The 18,536-nt window shown below is 74.3% G+C and carries 12 protein-coding genes; 8 read left to right on the top strand and 4 right to left on the bottom strand.

From position 1 onward, the window contains the following. Nucleotides 1-34: 34 nt before the first annotated feature. Nucleotides 35-1,777 carry a pyruvate dehydrogenase gene (locus LG396_RS19755; RefSeq protein WP_100298505.1) on the bottom strand — a complete coding sequence of 581 codons (1,743 nt, stop codon included), beginning with the start codon at nt 1,775-1,777 and terminating at the stop codon, nt 35-37. A 168-nt stretch (nt 1,778-1,945) separates the two neighbouring features. On the opposite strand from LG396_RS19755, the gene LG396_RS19760 reads away from it, so the two are divergent. Continuing rightward, nucleotides 1,946-3,136: a thiolase family protein gene (locus tag LG396_RS19760; RefSeq protein WP_225795776.1), complete on the top strand. Its 1,191-nt coding sequence runs from the start codon at nt 1,946-1,948 to the stop codon at nt 3,134-3,136. Between the two features lie 25 nt (nt 3,137-3,161). On the opposite strand, the gene LG396_RS19765 is transcribed toward LG396_RS19760, so the two are convergent. Further along, nucleotides 3,162-3,581 (bottom strand): hypothetical protein, encoded by a 420-nt coding sequence (locus LG396_RS19765; protein WP_018837438.1) that lies wholly within the window; start codon nt 3,579-3,581, stop codon nt 3,162-3,164. Nucleotides 3,582-3,684: 103 nt separating this feature from the next. On the opposite strand from LG396_RS19765, the gene LG396_RS19770 reads away from it, so the two are divergent. The 7 genes from LG396_RS19770 to LG396_RS19800 all read left to right on the top strand — a co-directional run bounded on the left by LG396_RS19770 (nt 3,685) and on the right by LG396_RS19800 (nt 12,483). Then, nucleotides 3,685-4,608, top strand: coding sequence for an LLM class F420-dependent oxidoreductase (locus LG396_RS19770; protein ID WP_037746613.1), 924 nt, complete (start codon nt 3,685-3,687; stop codon nt 4,606-4,608). Nucleotides 4,609-4,676: 68 nt separating this feature from the next. Next, nucleotides 4,677-5,417 (top strand): nucleotidyltransferase domain-containing protein, encoded by a 741-nt coding sequence (locus tag LG396_RS19775; protein WP_225795777.1) that lies wholly within the window; start codon nt 4,677-4,679, stop codon nt 5,415-5,417. Nucleotides 5,418-5,830: 413 nt separating this feature from the next. Continuing rightward, nucleotides 5,831-7,381, top strand: a complete 1,551-nt coding sequence (locus tag LG396_RS19780; RefSeq protein WP_263979377.1) for an ABC transporter substrate-binding protein — start codon at nt 5,831-5,833, stop codon at nt 7,379-7,381. Nucleotides 7,382-7,440: 59 nt separating this feature from the next. Then, a complete protein-coding gene (locus LG396_RS19785; RefSeq protein WP_263979378.1) occupies nt 7,441-8,382 on the top strand; it encodes an ABC transporter permease in 942 nt (313 codons plus the stop codon). Further along, complete coding sequence (locus LG396_RS19790) at nt 8,382-10,421, top strand: dipeptide/oligopeptide/nickel ABC transporter permease/ATP-binding protein (RefSeq protein ID WP_225795778.1); 2,040 nt, start codon at nt 8,382-8,384, stop codon at nt 10,419-10,421. The genes LG396_RS19785 and LG396_RS19790 overlap by 1 nt, the downstream gene beginning before the upstream one ends. Then, nucleotides 10,418-11,557 (top strand): oligopeptide/dipeptide ABC transporter ATP-binding protein, encoded by a 1,140-nt coding sequence (locus LG396_RS19795; protein ID WP_225795779.1) that lies wholly within the window; start codon nt 10,418-10,420, stop codon nt 11,555-11,557. The genes LG396_RS19790 and LG396_RS19795 overlap by 4 nt, the downstream gene beginning before the upstream one ends. Beyond that, nucleotides 11,554-12,483: a dihydrodipicolinate synthase family protein gene (locus LG396_RS19800; protein WP_018837430.1), complete on the top strand. Its 930-nt coding sequence runs from the start codon at nt 11,554-11,556 to the stop codon at nt 12,481-12,483. The genes LG396_RS19795 and LG396_RS19800 overlap by 4 nt, the downstream gene beginning before the upstream one ends. A gap of 73 nt (nt 12,484-12,556) precedes the next feature. Here the strand turns inward: LG396_RS19800 and LG396_RS19805 are convergent, their stop codons facing one another. Next, nucleotides 12,557-14,839 (bottom strand): MMPL family transporter, encoded by a 2,283-nt coding sequence (locus LG396_RS19805; RefSeq protein ID WP_225795780.1) that lies wholly within the window; start codon nt 14,837-14,839, stop codon nt 12,557-12,559. A gap of 139 nt (nt 14,840-14,978) precedes the next feature. Beyond that, entirely contained in the window at nt 14,979-18,521 is a 3,543-nt protein-coding gene (locus LG396_RS19810) for an ATP-binding protein (RefSeq protein WP_225795781.1), read from the bottom strand. Nucleotides 18,522-18,536: the final 15 nt, after the last annotated feature.

An 18,536-nucleotide genomic window follows, 5' to 3' on the forward strand; every position in this document is an offset into this window, starting at 1 on the left:
GCGCCCGGTCCGTACGGCGCGAAGGCCCGCGCGGTCAGGGGCGGGGGATGTTGCGGAGGTTGGAGCGGGCGAGGTCGAGCATCGTGCCGACGCCGCCCTCCAGCACCGTGCGCCCGGCGGCCAGCGCGAAGCCGCGCACCTGCTCCAGCGTGATCCGCGACGGGATCGACAGCGCGTTGGAGTCGGTGATCAGCTCGACGAGCGCGGGGCCCTTCGCGGCCAGTGCCTCGCGCAGCGCGCCCTCGATCTCGCCGGGCTTCTCCACCCGCCAGGCGGGGATGCCGATGCCGCGGGCGACGGCGGAGAAGTCGACCCTGCTGTGGTCGGTGCCGTACGCGGGCAGTCCGTCGACCAGCATCTCCAGCTTGACCATGCCGAGCGAGGCGTTGTTGAACAGGACGGTCTTGACCGGCAGGTCGTGCTGCTTGACGGTGATCAGCTCGCCGAGGAGCATGCCGAGGCCGCCGTCGCCGGAGAGCGAGATGACCTGGCGGTCGCGGTCGGCGGCGGCGGCGCCGATGGCGTGCGGAAGGGCGTTGGCCATGGAGCCGTGGGTGAACGAGCCGATGACGCGGCGGCGGCCGTTGGGCGTGAGGTAGCGGGCGGCCCAGACGTTGTTCATGCCGGTGTCGACGGTGAACACCGCGTCGTCGGCGGCGAGTTGGTCGAGCAGCCGGGCGGCGTACTCGGGGTGGATCGGGACGTGCTTGTCGACGTTCGAGGTGTACGCCTCGACGACCTTGGTCAGTGACCGCTCGTGCTTGCGCAGCGTGGCGTCCAGGTAGCGTCGCTCGCGCTTCTCGTGCAGCAGCGGCTGCAGCGCGTCCAGGGTGGAGGCGACGTCGCCGTGCACGGCGACCTCCAGGGGCGTACGGCGGCCGAGGCGGGTGGCGTCGATGTCGATCTGGATGGTTTTGGCCTGCGGCAGGAAGGCGTCGTACGGGAAGTCGGTGCCCAGCATGACGACGAGGTCGGCCTCCTGGAGCGCGTCGTAGCAGGCGCCGTAGCCGAGGAGGCCGATCATGCCGACGTCGTACGGGTTGTCGTACTGGATCCACTCCTTGCCGCGCAGGGTGTGCCCGACGGGCGCCTTGACGGTCTCGGCGAGCCGCATCACCTGGGAGTGCGCGCCGCGTACGCCCGCGCCGGCGAACAGCGCGACGCGGTCGGCCGCGTTGACGGCGTCGGCCAGTTCGCGCACGGTCTGCGCGTCGGGGACGATCGAGGCGGGGCGGGCGCAGGGGACGGTGCGCCCGGTGGGGTTGGCGGCCTGCTTGTCGGCGATGTCGCCGGGCAGGACGAGCACCGCGACCTCGTTGGCCCCGACGGCGTGCTGGGCGGCGATCCGGGCGATGCGGGGCATCTGTTCGGGCTGGGAGATCAGCTGGCAGTAGCCGGACGCCTGGTCGAACAGCTTCTCCGGGTGGGTCTCCTGGAAGTAGCCGGTGCCGATCTGGGTCGACGGGATGTGCGAGGCGATGGCGAGGACGGGGGCGCCGCTGCGCTGGGCGTCGAACAGGCCCTGGATGAGGTGGGTGTTGCCGGGCCCGCAGGAGCCGGCGCAGGCGGCGAGCTGCCCGGTGACCTGCGCCTCGGCGGCGGCGGCGAAGGCACCGGCCTCCTCGTTCTGCACGTGCACCCACTCGATGGCGCCGTCGCTGCGGCGGATGGCGTCGACGAGCGGGTTGAGGCTGTCGCCGACGACGCCGTAGATGCGCTTCACCCCGTACTGGAGCAGGACTTCCACGAGCTGGTCGGCAACCTTCGCACTGCTCATCGCGCTCTCCTCGCTTCGGCGTCGCGGGCGTCCGGGACAACGTGTTCGATCGTAAGCGATCACGGTCGAAGAGGACGGATGGTGCTACGCCGGGCGTCCTGGCCGCGGGCTCGGCGGGCGGGCTATAGTCCGAAACTAGCGCCGCTAGTTTCAATGGGGAGGCCCGCCGTGCGCACCGTTCACTTCGCCGCCGCCCGCCGCACGCCGATCGGGAAGCTGCGCGGCTCGCTGTCCGCCGTACGCCCCGACGACCTCGCCGCGGGTGTGATCCGCGGGCTGCTCGACGGCGTCCCGGCCCTCGATCCGGCCCGTATCGACGACGTCTACTGGGGCGCCGCCAACCAGGCCGGCGAGGACAACCGCAACGTCGCCCGCATGGCCGCACTCCTCGCCGGCCTGCCCGAGTCCGTGCCCGGCGCCACTCTCAACCGCCTCTGCGCCTCGGGCCTGGAGGCCGTCACGACCGCCGCCCGCGCCATCGCCGCCGGCGAGGCGGACGTGGTGCTGGCCGGCGGCTCGGAGTCGATGAGCCGCGCGCCGTTCGTCCTGCCGCGGCCCGACGAGGCGCTGCCACGGGCGCTGGCCACCGCCGACACCCGGCTCGGCTGGCGGCTTGTCAACCCGCGGATGCGGGAGCTGCACGGGCTGCTCGCGATGGGCGAGACGGCGGAGGAGGTCGCCGGGCGGTACGGGGTGGGGCGGGCGCGGCAGGACGAGTTCGCGCTGCGCAGCCACCGGCGGGCCGCGGCGGCGCGCGCGGCGGGGCACTTCGACGCGGAGCTGCTGCCGGTCGTACCGCCGGGGGGCGGGGACGCGGTGACGGCGGACGAGTGCATCCGCGAGGACACCTCGGCGGAACAACTGGCGAAGCTGAAGCCGGTGTTCCGGACGGGCGGCAGCGTGACCGCGGGCAACTCCTCACCCATGAACGACGGGGCCGCGGCGCTGCTGCTGGTCAGCGAGGAGGCGCTGGCCTCCCTGGGCCTGGACTCCCTCGGCCGGTACGCGGCCGGCGCCTCCGCCGGCGTCCACCCCGACGTCATGGGCGTCGGCCCGGTGCCGGCGACGCGCAAGGCGCTGGACCGGCTGGGCTGGTCGGTGGCGGACGTCGAGACGGCGGAGCTGAACGAGGCGTTCGCGGCGCAGTCGCTGGCGTGCGTGGACGAGCTGGGGCTGGACCCCGAGGCGGTCAACCCGGACGGCGGGGCCATCGCACTGGGCCACCCGCTGGGCTGCTCGGGTGCGCGGATCCTGACGACGCTGCTGCACCGGATGGCGCGTACCGGCGCGCGGCGGGGGCTGGCGACGATGTGCGTCGGGGTGGGGCAGGGCTCGGCGGTGCTGGTGGAACGGTCCTGAGACCGCCCCGGCGCCGCGCGGGGTGCTACTCGGCCGCGCCCTTGGCCGCCCAGGTCTCCCACTCCGACGGCGGGTTCCCGAGCACCTCGGCGCGCCGCCGTACGGCGGCCTCCTCGTCCGTGTGCAGCACGTGCGCCAGCCGGTCGGTGCCCTCCCCGGACTCGGCGAGCGCGCGGATCACCGCGTTCCGCGTGCCCTCGATCCGGGGCGCGATGCGCTCCAGGTCGCGCAGGGCGGCGTAGTAGTCGCCGGGGATGGGCGGCGGGGCGCCGGCGTCGCGGGAGTTGACGCCCGTACGGAGCATGCCGAGGGCCCACAGGCAGCTGTCGACGATCTCCGCCAGCAGCCGCGCCTCGCGGGTCAGGGCCCTGGTCTCCTCGGGAGTCAGCCGGACCGTGAACTCCAGTCCGTCGTCCCCTTCCGGCGCGCGGTAGACGACCGTCATCCTGACCCCCTAGCGGCAAGCCGGGCAGTGCGGTGACTGCACTCTATGCACCGCCGCCGTGCCCCGGGAAGCCGCGGAGCGGGGCTGAAGCACAATGGCCCCCATGGATCTCCGCATCTTCACAGAACCGCAGCAGGGCGCCTCGTACGACACCCTCCTGACCGTGGCCCGCGCCACCGAGGACCTCGGCTTCGACGCCTTCTTCCGCTCCGACCACTATCTGAAGATGGGCGACGTCAGCGGCCTGCCGGGGCCGACGGACGCCTGGGTGACGCTGGCCGGCCTGGCCCGCGAGACGCGCCGGATCCGGCTCGGCACGCTGATGACCGCGGCCACCTTCCGGCTGCCGGGGCCGCTGGCCATCCAGGTGGCGCAGGTGGACCAGATGTCGGGCGGCCGGGTCGAGATGGGCATCGGCGCGGGGTGGTTCGAGGAGGAGCACACCGCGTACGGGATCCCGTTCCCGAAGGAGAAGTTCGCCCGGCTGGAGGAGCAGCTCGCGATCGTGACGGGGCTGTGGGGGACGCCGACGGGCGACACCTTCAGCTACGCGGGCACGCACTACGAGCTGACGGACTCCCCCGCGCTGCCGAAGCCCGTGCAGTCGCCGCTGCCGGTGCTGATCGGCGGCATGGGCCCGAAGCGCACCCCGGCGCTGGCCGCCCGCTACGCGGCCGAGTTCAACGTGCCGTTCAGCTCCGCGGCCGACACCGGGCAGCAGTTCGGCCGGGTCCGTGAGGCGGCCGAGGCCGCCGGCCGGGCGCCGTCCGACCTGGTGTACTCCAACGCGCTGGTCGTGTGCGTCGGCAAGGACGACGCGGAGGTGGCGCGGCGCGCGGCGGCCATCGGCCGGCAGGTGCCGGAGCTGAAGGAGAACGGCCTGGCCGGCACCCCGGCGGAGGTGGTCGAGAAGCTCGGCAGCTACGCCGAGGCCGGCTCCCAGCGCTGCTACCTCCAGATCCTCGACCTGTCGGACCTGGACCACCTGGAGCTGATCGCGGCCGGGGTGATGTCGCAGGTCTCGTGACCGGAAGGCGGCGGCCGGGCCCGTAAAACCCCTGGCGGGCGGCGGGCGGGCCCGGCGAGGATGACGGGATGGAGCGCGGCGGACTGCTGGTCGAGAAGCACACCATCCTCGCGGTGGTGGCGGGCTCGCGCGCCTTCGGCCTGGCGACGGCGGAGTCCGACACCGACAGACGGGGGGTGTACGTCGCGCCGACCGAGTGGTTCTGGCGGCTGGAGAAGCCGCCGCAGCACTGGGAGGGGCCGCTGCCCGAGCAGTTCAGCTGGGAGGTGGAGCGCTGCTGCGCGCTCGCGCTCGACGGGAACCCGAACGTACTGGAGGTGCTCCACTCCCCGCTGGTCGAGCACTGCACGCCGCTCGGCGCGGAGCTGCGCGAACTGCGGCCCGCGTTCCTGTCCCAGGAGGTCCACCGCACCTTCGGCCGCTACGCGTACCGCCAGCTCACCCGGGCCCGCGCGCGCCGGGAGCGGACCGGCGAGGTGCGGTGGAAGCACGTGGTGCACCTGCTGCGCCTGCTGCTGACCGGGGAGGCGCTCCTGCGCACCGGCGAGCTGCGCGTCGACGTCGGCCCGTACCGCGAGCGGCTGCTCGCCGTACGGCGCGGGGAGCCGGCCTGGGACGAGGTGATGGCCTGGGCCGCGGAGCTGTCGGCCCGCCTCGACGAGGCGCTGCCCGCGAGCCCGCTGCCGCAGTCGCCGGACCGGCCCCGGGTGGAGTCCTGGCTCACCTCGGTCCGCCACCGCAACCTGACCGCCGTGCCGGGGGCGGTGCCCCGGGCCCGTGCGAACGGTGCGGCCTTACTCGCACCGTGAAGCCGGCCCTCCGCGCCCCGCGCGGACCCGCCGCCTGATTCCGGTTCCTCTTTCGCCGCCGCGGCCGCCGCGTCGGTCGCGTCGTTCACCTGCCGGGCCCGGCGAACCCGTGCCCGCCGACGCCGTTGCCGCGCACGGCCGACCGGGGGGGGACCCGGCTCGGGCGGGGTTGACACCGCATAACGCTTCTCGCCGACCTCTTGACCTGCCTCCAGGCCAACTTCTATGTTCACCGCCAAGAGGTAGAACGTAGGACCTCCCACGACCCCGCCTATCCCCGGGACAGGGACAGGCGCGGCGCCATCCCCTGTTTTTCCCCTCCTGGAGGCACCGTGAGCGACGTATCACCAGAGCCGGGCGTCCACCGCCGGCGAGTGCTGCAGTACGGCGGGGCGCTGGGCGCCTTCGGCGTCATGGCGCCGGCGCTGGCCGCCTGCTCCGGGGGTCCGGACTCGACCTCGGACACCGGCGGGGGCGGCGGCGGGGACTCCGTCACCGCCGTCATCGGCTACGGCAACGACCAGAGCTGGGACCCCACGCTGACCGCGTCCGCGTTCTCCGTGGCCGCCAACCACCACGTCTTCGAGGGGCTGCTCGACACCGACCCCATCACCCGCGAGCCCTACCCCGCGCTGGCCACCGAGCTGCCCGCCGACACCGGCGCCTCGACCTGGTCGTTCACCCTGCGCGACGGGGCGACCTTCCACGACGGCAAGCCGGTCACCGCCGACGACGTGGTGTTCACCTTCGACCGGATACTCGACCCCGAGACCCAGACCCTCACGCACGGGTTCTTCGCCGGCTGGCTGAAGGAGGTGAAGAAGACCGGGGAGAACACCGTCGACCTGGTGCTTGCCTTCCCCTTCCCGGACGGGCTGTCCCGGCTCACCCTGGCGAAGATCCTGCCCAAGCACATCCTGGGCAAGTCGGGTGCCTGGAAGGACCTCGACACCGGTCTGCCCGAGGTCACCGTCGGCTCCGGCCCGTACCGGATGACGGCCAACCAGCCGTTGTCGAACACCTCCTTCGAGGCGTACGCGGACTACAACGGCCCGCGCAAGGCCAACTTCAAGAAGATGACCTGGCTGTCCATCGTGGACGCCGCCCCCCGGGTCGCGAAGATCTCCGGCGGGAACGCCGGCGCCCAGATCTCCGACAACATCCCGTACGCCAACGTCAAGCAGCTGGAGCAGGACGGCCTCACCGTCGAGGGCGGGGCGGGGATGAACCACATGTTCCTGCTCTTCAACACCGAGCGGAAGCCCTTCGACGACGTACGGGTGCGCCAGGCGCTGCACTACGCCATCGACACCGACAAGATGATCGAGGCGGGCCTGCGGGGCTACGGCAAGGCCGCCAGCTCCTTCCTCGACGAGGGCAACCCCACGTACCGCAAGGCGAAGAGCGTCTACGGCTACGACCCGGACAAGGCCAAGGCGCTGCTGGACGAGGCCGGGGTCAGCGGGCTGAAGGTGACGCTCATGGCGTCCACCGTGAGCTGGATCGCCGACTGCATCCCGACCATCAAGGAGTCCTGGGACGCCATCGGCGTGGAGACCACGCTCGACCCGCAGGAGACCTCCGCCCTCTTCACCAAGCTGGACCAGAAGGCCGACTACCAGGTGGTCGCCTCGGCCTCGAACCCCAACCAGCTCGGCATCGACGCGGACCTGATCCTCCGCTACAACTACACGGCCGAGAACGTCTGGATGGACTACTCCCGCTGGTCCCAGGCGTCCGAGGCCAAGCAGCTGTTCCGGCTCATGGACGCGGCCACGCGCGAGCCCGACCAGGAGAAGAAGAAGCAGATGACCCAGGAGTACCTGGACGTCATCGCGGAGAACGCGGTCATCTACCCGGTGGTCCACACCGAGCTGGTCACCGCCTGGGACGACGGCAAGATCACCGGGATCCAGCCGCAGCCCTACCCCGGCATCAACCTCCTCAAGGCCAAGCCCGCGTAGGGCGGCACGTCACGGTCAGTCAAGGCTAGGAGCTCACGTACGTGGCCCAGATCGCCAGGATGCTGCTACGCCGCATCGCCCTGCTCGTCCCGCTGATGCTCGGCATCGTGCTGTTCGTCTTCCTCGTCATGCGCTTCTCGGACATCGACCCGGCGGTGGCGAACTTCCAGGGGGCCAACCCCACCGAGCAGCAGTTGGAGGACTACCGCGAGGAGCACGGTCTCAACGACCCTCTGCTCGTCCGCTACGCCGCCTTCGTGGGCGACCTGCTCAAGGGCGACATGGGGCTCAGCGCGCTCAACGGCAGGCCGGTCATCGACCAGGTGACCACCGCGCTGCCCCTGACCATGCAGCTCACCTTCATGGGGCTCGCCCTCGCCATCGTGCTGTCGGTGCTCTTCGGGGTCACGGCCGCGATCTACCGCGACCGGATCCCGGACCAGGTGATCCGCATCGTCTCGCTGGTCGGCGTCGCCGCGCCCGCCTTCTGGGTGGCGCTGCTGCTGATCCAGTACCTGGCGGTGGACTGGGGGTGGTTCCCCTCCGGTGGGTACGTCAATCCGGGCGACTCGTTCACGGCCTGGCTCAAGACGATGACGCTGCCGGCCATCGCGCTGTCGCTGCACGTGGCCGCGCAGCTCACCCGCATCGTCCGCACCGCGGTCGTGGAGGAGCTGGACAAGGACTACGTGCGCACGGCGATCGGCAGCGGGCTGCCGCCGGTCGTCGTGGTCGGCCGCAACGTGCTGCGCAACGCGCTGGTCAACCCGCTGACCGTGCTCGGGCTGCGGGTGGGCTACCTGCTCGGCGGCGCGGTCGTCATCGAGACGATCTTCTCGCTGCCCGGCATGGGCACATTGATGATCAACGCGGTGAAGAACGGCGACCCCGCCGTCGTGCAGGGGGTGGTGCTGACCGTCGCCGTCGCCTTCGTCGTCGTCAACCTGGTCATCGACATCCTCTACCTGCTGGTCAACCCCCGACTGAGGAGTGCCGCCTGATGCTCGCCACCCTCGGGGGCCGCCAGAAGCTCGCGGAGCGGCTGTCCCGGCCCGGCCTCAGGCTCCGCGGGCTCGCCCGGCTGCCCTGGACGTCCCGGATCTCGCTGGGGCTGATCACCCTGGTCGTGCTCGTCGCGGTGTTCGCGCCGCTGATCGCCCCGCACGACCCGCTGGACCAGCAGGGGCAGGCCGACGGCACCGGGCACCCGTCCGCCGACCACTGGATGGGGCAGGACAGCCTCGGCCGCGACATCCTCAGCCGGCTGATGTACGGGGCCCGCTGGTCGCTGGTCATCGGCCTGGGCGCCACGCTGCTCGCGCTGGTCGTCGGGGCGGTCCTCGGCGCCGTCGCCGCCACCTCCCGCAAGGCGGTGGACGAGTTCGTCATGCGCTGCCTGGACATCGTCATGGCGTTCCCGGGGATCGCGCTGGCCGCGGTGCTCGTCGCCGTGTTCGGCGGCAGCATCCCGGTGCTGGTGTGCGCCATCGCGTTCCTGTACGTGCCGCCGATCGCCCGGGTCGTCCGGGCCAACGTGCTGGACCAGTACGGCGAGGACTACGTGACCGCGGAACGGGTCATCGGGGCCCGTACGCCGCACATCATCGTCAAGCACGTCGCCATCAACTGCGCCGCGCCGATCCTGGTGTTCTGCACCGTGCAGGTCGCCGAGGCGATCGTCTTCGAGGCGTCGCTGTCCTTCATCGGCGCGGGCGTCCGCCCGCCGGACCCGTCCTGGGGCAGCGTCATCGCGGACGGCAAGAACATGGTGCTGCTCGGCGGCTGGTGGGCCACGGTCTTCCCGGGCCTGCTGATGCTGCTGACCGTGCTGGCGCTCAACATCCTCTCCGAGGGCATCTCGGACGCCTGGGCGGCACCCGCCTCCCGGCGGTCGGAGGGCGTGTCGGTCAAGGAGGCCGGCGCCGAGGACCGCATCGAGGCCGCCGCGCCGGGCACCGGCAAGGTGCTCGAACTGCCGGGACTGGCCGAGGCCGCACGCCGGCTGCGCGAACGGGCCCGGCCGCTGCCCGGCGGCGAGCCGGTGCTGTCCGTGACGGACCTGGCCATCGGCTTCGACAAGCGGCACGCGGGCGTGGACATCGTCGACGGCATCAGCTTCGACGTCAGGCCCGGTGAAGTCCTCGGCCTCGTCGGCGAGTCGGGCTGCGGCAAGTCGCTGACGGCACTGACGGTGATGGGCCTGGAGCCGGACGGCGCGCGCGTCCGCGGCAGCGTCGTCTTCGACGGCCGGGAGCTGATCGGCACGCCGATGCGCGTACGCCGCAAGCTCCTCGGCCACGAGATGGCGATGATCTACCAGGACGCGCTCAGCTCGCTCAACCCGGCGATGACGATCCGCGCGCAGCTCAAGCAGCTGATCAGGCGCGGCGGTACGCGCAGCGCGACCGAGCTGCTGGAGCTGGTGGGCCTGGACCCGGACCGTACGCTGCGCAGCTATCCGCACGAGCTGTCCGGCGGGCAGCGGCAGCGGGTGCTCATCGCCATGGCGCTCTCCCGCAACCCGAAGCTCATCGTCGCCGACGAGCCGACCACCGCGCTCGACGTCACGGTGCAGGCGCAGGTCATCGAGCTGCTGCTGCGGCTGCGCGAGGAGCTGGGCTTCGCGCTGATCCTCGTCAGCCACGACCTGGCGCTGATCTCCGACGTCACCGACCGGGTGGTCGTCATGTACGGCGGGCAGATCGTCGAGACCGGCGTCACCGCCGACCTCGTCGAGGCGCCGGCCCACCACTACACCCGCGGGCTGCTGGGCTCGGTGCTGTCGCTGGAGTCGGCCCAGGAGCGGCTGACGCAGATCCGCGGCGTCGTGCCCTCGCCGGCCGACTTCCCGGCCGGCTGCCGGTTCGCCGACCGCTGTCCGATGGCGAGCGGCACGTGTCTGGACACCGCGCCCGAACTGGTCGGCGAGGAACGCAAGCACGAGGTGGCGTGCCACCACCCGGCGGTCGAACCGGCGACCGGCCTGCCGGCCGGGTCGGCGGTCGCCGCGGGCGAGGCGGAGAAGGAGGCGCTGCGATGAGCGCGAAGGACAGCGGCGGCCCGGGGCCGGTCGGCGACCTGGCCGGCGAGCCGCTGGTCGAGGGCGACCCGCTGGTCGAGGGCGGCGGCGCGGCGCCGGGGCTGATCACCGTACGGGACGCGCATGTAGTGCACCGGGCGCGCTCCGGCGGCCTGTTCGCCCGCGACCGGGTGTACGCGCTGACCGGCGCGGATCTGACGATCGCGGCCGGCGAGACGGTCGGCGTGGTCGGCGAGTCCGGCTGCGGCAAGTCCACGCTGACGAAGGTGCTGGTGGGGGTGCAGCCCCCGACGGCCGGCACGGTGGAGTTCCGCGGCCGCGACATCTGGAAGATGGACGCCGGCGAAAGGCGGACGGCCATCGGCACCGGTACGGGCATGATCTTCCAGGACCCGTCGACCGCGCTCAACCGGCGGCTGCCGATCCGGCAGATCCTCCGCGACCCGCTCGACGTGCACCGCCGCGGCACGTCCGCGCAGCGCGCCGAGCGGGTACGGGAGCTGATGGCCCTCGTCGGCCTGCCCCCGGTGCTCGCGGACGCGCTGCCGGGCCAGTTGTCCGGCGGGCAGCGGCAGCGGGTGGCGATCGCCCGCGCCCTGGCGCTGGAGCCGGACCTGGTGGTGGCCGACGAACCGACGTCCGCCCTGGACGTGTCCGTACGCGCCCAGATCCTCAACCTGCTGCTGGACCTGAAGGAGCGGCTGAACCTGGCGCTGGTGTTCGTCTCGCACGACATCCAGACGGTGCGGCGGATGAGCGACCGCGTCATCACCATGTACCTGGGCAGGATCGTGGAGGAGGCGCCGGCCGTGGCGCTGGGCTCCGGCAGCGACGCCCCGGCGGAGCGCAGCACGGACACCGCCCGGCACCCGTACACGCGGGCGCTGTTCTCGGCGACGCCGGGGCTCCTCGACCCCATCGACCCGATCCCGCTCGTCGGCCCCGTGCCGTCGGCGACCCGGCCGCCGAGCGGCTGCCCGTTCCGTACCCGGTGCTGGAAGGCCACGGCGGAGTGCGCCGCGGCCATGCCGGAGGTCACTCAGGCGGCGCACGCCCACCGGTTCCGCTGCCACCATCCGGTGGCCGCCGGGGAGAGCACCCGTGATCTCGTGATCCAAGCGAAGGAGAGCGCATGACCCGTCCCACCCACCTGACCGGCGTCGTACCGCCCGTCTGCACCCCCCTGACGCCGGATGCCGAGGTGGACACCGCCTCGCTGACCAGGCTGGTGGACTTCCTCGTGGCGGGAGGCGTCGACGGACTCTTCGTCCTCGGCTCCTCCTCCGAGGCTGCCTATCTCAGGGACGAGCAGCGCAGGGCCGTGGTGGACACGGTGGTACGGCACGTCGGCGGCCAACTGCCCGTGCTCGCCGGCGCGATCGACATGACCACACCGCGCGTGCTCGACCACGCCCGCAGCGCGCTCGACGCCGGCGCGGACGCGCTCGTCGTCACCGCGCCGTTCTACACCCGTACCCACCCGGCGGAGATCGACCGGCACTTCCGCGAGGTCGCCACCCGCACCGGCGCGCCGGTCTACGCCTACGACCTGCCGGTGTCCGTGCACACCAAGCTCGGCCACGACCTGGTGCTCCAGCTCGCCGCCGACGGCGTGCTGGCCGGCCTGAAGGACTCCAGCGGCGACGAGACGGGGCTGCGCCGCGTCGTCGTCGGGGTCCGGGACAAGGTCGCGGGCTTCTCCGCGCTGACGGGCTCCGAGACGATGGTGGACAGCGCGCTGGCCATGGGCGCCCACGGCGTCGTCCCGGGCCTCGGCAACGTCGACCCGCACGGCTACGTGCGGCTGTACCGCAGCGCGCGGGAGGGCGACTGGGCGTCGGCCCGCGCCGAACAGGAGCGGCTGCTCGCGCTCTTCGGCATGGTCAGGAGCGGCGACCCGGCGCGGATGGGCATGAGCTCCTCGGCGCTGGGCGCGTTCAAGGCGGCCCTGCATCTGCGCGGGGTCATCGACTGCCCGGCGACGATGCTGCCGCAGATCCCGCTGGACGCCGAGGAGGTGCAGCGGGTCGAGAAGCACCTCGCCGCGGCGGGGCTGCGCTGACGGGGGGGCGCGCCCCGTAGGCGGACGGGAGGGACGGCGGGTACGGGGGTAGCCCGCCGCCCCTCCCGCCTCTCTACCCCCCGCCGCCGACGGGAACCCGCCCCTTCCCGCCGTCGGCCTCCCCGGTGGTCTCCGGGTCCGCGGGGACCGCGGCGGAGCCCGCCGGATCCTTCGGGCCCGCCGGGTCCCCGGCCGCCGCCGCAGCGGCGGAGGCCGGCGGTTCGAGGTGCAGCTCCGGCAGCAGCCGGTCCGCCCAGCGGGGCAGCCACCAGTTCGCCCGCCCGAGGAGCGTCATCGTCGCCGGCACCAGCACCATGCGGACGACCGTCGCGTCCGCCAGCACCGCCACCGCCATGCCGACGCCGATCATCTTCACCGTCACGTCCGGGTCGATCGCGAAGCCGGTGAACACCGCGATCATGATGGCCGCCGCGCTGGTGATGACCCGCCCGGTCGCCGCGAGCCCGCGGACGACGCTGCCGTGCGCGTCGCCGGTGGCGAGCCAGTCCTCCCGGATCCGGGAGAGCAGGAAGACCTCGTAGTCCATCGACAGGCCGAACAGGATGGTGAACATCAGGATCGGCACCCAGCTCGACACCGGCACGCTGTGCGGCAGGCCCAGCAGTTGAGCGCCGGTGTCGGTCTGGAACGCCACGGTCATCACGCCGTACGCCGCACCGACCGACAGCAGGTTCATCACCGCCGCCTTCAGCGCCACCACCGGAGCCCGGAAGAGCACGGTCAGCAGCACCAGCGACAGTCCGACGACGAACGGGACGACCGCCCACAGCCGGGTGGCGAGCCGGTCGGAGATGTCGGCGAACAGGGCGACGACGCCGGTGGCCTCGGCCCCTTGCGGCAGTACGTCGGCGCGCAGTTCGTCCAGCAGGTCCTGGGTGCGCTCGTCCTGCGGCCCCGTGGTGGGGGTGACGGAGATGACGGCGGCGTCGCGGGCCTCGTTGAAGCTGGGCGGCGCCACGGCGGCGACGCCGTCGGTCGCGGCGATGTCCTCGCCGAGCGCGGGCAGGGTCTCCGCGGGTACCGCCGTGAGGTCCACGGCGATCTGCAGCGGGCCGTTGGCGCCCTCGCCGTACTCGGCGGCCACCAGGTCGTACGCGCGCCGCGTGGTGTTGGAGTCCGGCTGGGTGCCCGCGTCCTGCGGCCAGGTGCGCATGCCGAGGATGGGTGCGGCCAGCGCGAGGAGCACGACGAGCGCGCCGAGGGCGGAGACCGCGGGGCGCTTCGTGACGCTGCGCGCCCAGCGCTCGGTGAGGGTCGCCCGGGGCGCCTGCTGCGGTACGGACCGCGCGTTGCCGGCGGCCTCCGGAGCGGCCGCGGCCTCCTCCGCGCGTACGAGGCCGAGGCGCTCCGCCCGCGGCAGCACCCGGTGCCCGGCCAGCCCGCACAGCGCGGGCACCAGCGTCAGCGCGGCGGCCATCACGGCGATGACGGTGCAGAAGGTCGCGTACCCGAAGGACGCGAACACCCCGATCGTGCTGAGCCGGAGCCCGAACAGGGACAGCAGGACGGTGGCGCCCGCGATGAGCACGGAGACGCCGGCGGTGGCCGTCGCCTCCGCCGCCGCGGCGCGCGGCGGGAGGCCGGCGCGCAGCCCCTCCGCCTGCCGGCCGACGAGCAGCAGCGCGTAGTCGATGCCGACGCCGAGGGCGACCATGGACGCGACGGTGGGCGCGATGGTGCCGATGTCGGTGGCGGCGGAGAGCAGCGTGATGCCGGCGAACCCGACGCCGAGGCCGCCGATGGCGACGACCAGGGGCAGCCCGGCGGCGGTGAACGAGCGCAAAGCGAACAGCAGGATGACGAGGGCGGCGCCGATGCCGATCATCTCGGCGGTGATGGCCGGCTTGGTGACGTTCTCCGGCACCTGGCCGCCCAGTTCGACGTCCAGGCCCGCGTCCTCGGCGGGCTCGGCGGCGGCGCGCAGCGCGTCGGTGCCGTCCGTGCCCTTGATGTCGGTGACCTCGATGCCGTAGCTGAGGGAGAACAGCGCGGTGTCGCCGTCGCGGGAGAGCACCGGCTCGGCCACCACGGACACGCCCTCCACGCGCGTGAGCCGCTCGCGCACCTCGGCGAGGACGCCGGCGGGCAGGCCGTCGCCGGAGTCGCTGTGGACGACGACGCGCGCGCTGGTGCCCGACATCTCCGGGAAGGCGTCGGCGAGGAAGTCGGTGCCCGCCTGGGCGGCCGTCCCGTCCGCGCGGTAGTCGTCGTGCAGGGTGCCGCCGAACGCCCCGGCGAGGGCGAAGAAGGCGGCGATGGCGACGAGCCAGGCGGAGATCGTCCGCCAGGGGTGCGCCGCGCATACGCCGCCGAGGCGGCCGAGCAGTCGCGTCATGACCGTTCCTTGGGCAGATCCGTTGGATTCCGGCACACCGTCGCGAGGGTCGCTTGCAGGCGACTTGGAGAACTCTTGGAACAGCCGCCGGAGGGCTCCGGCGCAGCTCGGGAAGGGCTTCGGCCCGCTCCCCGAGGGCTCAGTCCCGTGCCGCGCCGAGGGCGGCCAGGGCGGCCTCGGCGTCCGCCAGCCAGTGCGGCGCCTGCCAGCGGCGCGCGACGGCCGCGGCGTGCGCGTAGTGGGCCGCGGCCTCGTCCGTACGGTCCAGCAGCAGGGCGAGGTCGCCGAGCGTCTGCGCGACGGGCCGCATGGCCAGGCACATGCTCGCGGCCCCGGCGACCACGTCGCGCAGGGGCAGCAGTTCGGCCAGCACGCCCGCGGCCTCCTCCCGCTCCCGGAGCGCGACCACGGCCAGCCCGCGGGCGCTCAGGAAGAGCGAGTAGAAGAAGTCCTGCCTGATGGGCGGCCGTTCGGCGCGCACGGTGCGGGCCTCGTCCGGGCGGCCGGCGCCGATCAGGGCCAGCGCGAGGGAGTCGCCCGCGAGCGACCCGTACACCTCAGCCGCCGCCTCGAGCTCCGGCAGCGCCTCCGCGGGCCGGCCCTTCAGCCAGCTCAGCGCGAAGTGCGACACCGTCCGTATGGCCTCCGCGTGCGGTGAGCCGTTGGCGCGCAGCCGGGCGGCGGCCTCGGCGTAGCCGCGCTCGGCCGCCGCGTAGTCGCCCTCGGCCATGCGCAGTGCGGCCAGCTGTACGTGCCCGACCGCGGCGGGCTCGCTCAGCCGGTGGGCCTCGGCGATCTCCAGGCCGCAGGCGACGTGCCGGCGGATCGCCGCGATGTCGCCCCGGACGGCGGCGGTCCCGGCGGCCAGGTACGCGGCGAACCACGCGTACGCGGGCAGGTCGTGGTCCGCCGCGAGCTGCGCCAGTTCGGCGACGGCCTTCTCGCGCGGCGCCGGGTCGAACTCCCAGTCCATGACCCGGCTCTGGGTGGTGAGCACCTGGGCGAGCAGGGCGGGGTCGTCGAGGCGGCGGGCCAGGTCGACGGCCTCGGCCGCCGCCGCACGCGCCGCGTGGGCCGGTCCCGCGGCGCTGTCGAGGGCGGAGGCGAGGGCCTCGAGCAGCCGGCAGCGGGTGGCGTCGTCGCGCGGGCCGTCCGCGAGCAGGCGGCGCAGCGCGGCGGCGGCGCGGGTGTCCTCGTGCGCGTACGTCCTCCGCTCCCAGGCGGTGGGCTCCGTCCAGGCGGTCAGGGCCTCGACGAGCAGGTCGTCGCGGCCGTGCCGCTCGGCGACGTCCATGGCCCGGGCGCGGATGCCCTGCGCCTCGACGACGGCGCCGCCGCGGGCCCGCGCCTGCAACTGCAGCCCGAGCAGGCCGACGACGCGGGCCGGCGTGTCCTCGCCGGCGAACGCCGCAGGGTGGCGTTCGACGCAGGCGACGGCCTGGGCCAGCAGCTCGGCGGCGGTGTCGTGGGCGTAGCGGCGGCCGGCGAGGGCGGCGGCGCGCACGGCGTAGTCGACGGCGGTGCGGGCGGTGGCGGTCGCGGGCGCCTGGAGGTGGTGGTGGGCGATGGCGGAGACGTCGTCGGGACGCAGCTCGCGCAGGGCCCGGCCGAGGGCGGCGTGCAGCCGGGCGCGGCGCAGGCCGCTGGTGTCGGCGTAGAGGGTGTCGCGTACGAGGGCGTGGGCGAAGCGGATGCGGCCGGGGCCGGGCTCGGTGAGCAGCCCGGCGGCGACGCCGGCGTCGAGGCCGTCGAGGACGGCGTCCTCCGCGGGCGGCACGGCGGGCTCCGCGGCTGCCGCTGCGGAGCCGTCCCCGGCCGCTTCAGCGGCGGGCCCGGCAGCGGTGCCGGCGGCCCCGACCAGCACCTCGACGTCCGCTTCGCGGCCGGCCGCGGCGGCGAGGCGCAGCACGCCGAGCGCGGCGGGCGGGAGCCGGTCGAAGCGGCGCCGCAGCACGTCGCGTACGCCGTCGGGGACGGTCCGCAGCGCGTCGCCGGTGACGGCGCCGCCGGTGAGCATGCGGGCGGTCTCCAGGAGGAAGAACGGGTTGCCGCCGGTGCGTTCGGCGAGGGCGGCGGCGGTCTCGGCGTCGACGGGGGCCAGGGCGCGCACGAGCCGTACCGCGTCGGGCGCCGCGAGCCCGTCGAGGGGCAGCCGCAGGGGGGCGCGGCGGGCGAGGACGGCCTGCGCGGCGGCGAGTTCGCCCTCGTCCGGGCGGTAGGCGGCGACGATCAGGAGCCGGCCGGCGGGCGGGTCCTCGGCGAGCGCGGCGAGCAGCGCGAGGGTCTCGCGGTCGGCGCGGTGCAGGTCGTCGAGGAAGAGGGCGAGGGGCCGTTCGCGGCTGGCGGCGGCGAACCAGGTGCGGCAGGCGCGGTGCAGCCGGAACCGGTCGCTGGTCCGGCCCGCGGCGGCCCGCGGGCCCTGGTCGAGCAGCGGGGCGAGGTCGTCGGCGAGCCGGGGGTCGGGCGGCGCGTACCGGGCGAGTTCGCCGGCGATCTCCTCCCACGCCCAGGCGGGCGGCGCGCCCTCGGCCTCGGGGCAGCGGCCGACGGCGGTGACCCACCCCTGGCCGGCCAGCCGCCGCACGCAGTGCCCCAGCAACCGCGACTTCCCGGCCCCGGCCTCCCCCGCCACCAGCACGAACCGCACCCCTCCGCCGGACGCCTCCCCGGCGGCGGCCCCGAGGGCGGCCACCTCGGCGGCCCGCCCGACGAACGGCGCCGGCGCCTCGGGCGGCGCGCCGCCGGGGAGCGGGGCGGGCGGGGCATCGGGGACGAAGGGTTCGGGAAGCGGGTGAGCGGAGGGACGGGGCCCACCGGAGGTGTGCGCGTCGTGCGGCGGGGCGGCGGTGCCGGCTGCCGCCCGGGCCGGGCCCTCCGATCCGGGCCGGCCCGCCGCAGGCACTCCGCGGGACTGGGTGCGCAGGGTTTCCCAGCGGCGGTTCAGGATGGCGTCTTCCAGGGTCGTCAGCTCCGGGCCCGGCTCGATCCCCAGGTCGTCCCGCAGCGCGCGCCGTACCCGCCGCAGCGCCGCCAGCGCGTCGGCCTGGCGGCCGTCCGCCCACAGGGCCAGGACCAGCAGCCGCCAGCCCTCCTCCCGCAGCGGCTCGTCGCGGGTCAGCGCCTCCGCCTCCGCCACCGCCTCCGCGGGGCGGCCGAGGTGCAGGGTCGCCGCCGCGCGGGTTTCGCGGGCGGTCAGCCGCAGGCCCGTCAGGCGCGCGGTCTCGGCCGCCGCCCAGGGCGCGTCGGCGAACTCCGCGTACGCCTCGCCGCGCCACAGCCGCAGCGCCGCCGCCGTCTCCGTACGGGCCCGGCCCGGGTCCGCCGCGAGGAGGCCCCGCGCCCGGGCGAGCGCCCGCTCGAAGCGCCAGGCGTCCACGGCCTCCTCCGGCAGGTGGCAGGCGTAGCCCGGCGGGGTGCTCACCAGCAGCCGGGCGGGGGCGCGGCGGGAGCGGCCGGGTTCGAGTTCGCGCCGGAGGTGGGAGACGTACGCCTGGAGCGAGGCCCGCGCGCGCGGCGGCGGTGCGCCGTGCCACAGGTCGTCGATCATCCGGTCCGCGGAGAGCGTCTCCCGGCGCGCCGTCAGCAGCAGCGCGAGGACGGCACGCTGGCGCGGGCCGCCGAGTTCGGCGGGTGCGCCGTCGACCTCGGCGGTGAGCGGGCCCAGCACGCCTATCGCCACCACAAGGCGATTTTAGGG

This window comes from Streptomyces aculeolatus (assembly GCF_020400605.1).
In the GTDB taxonomy this organism is placed as follows: Bacteria; Actinomycetota; Actinomycetes; order Streptomycetales; family Streptomycetaceae; genus Streptomyces; species Streptomyces aculeolatus.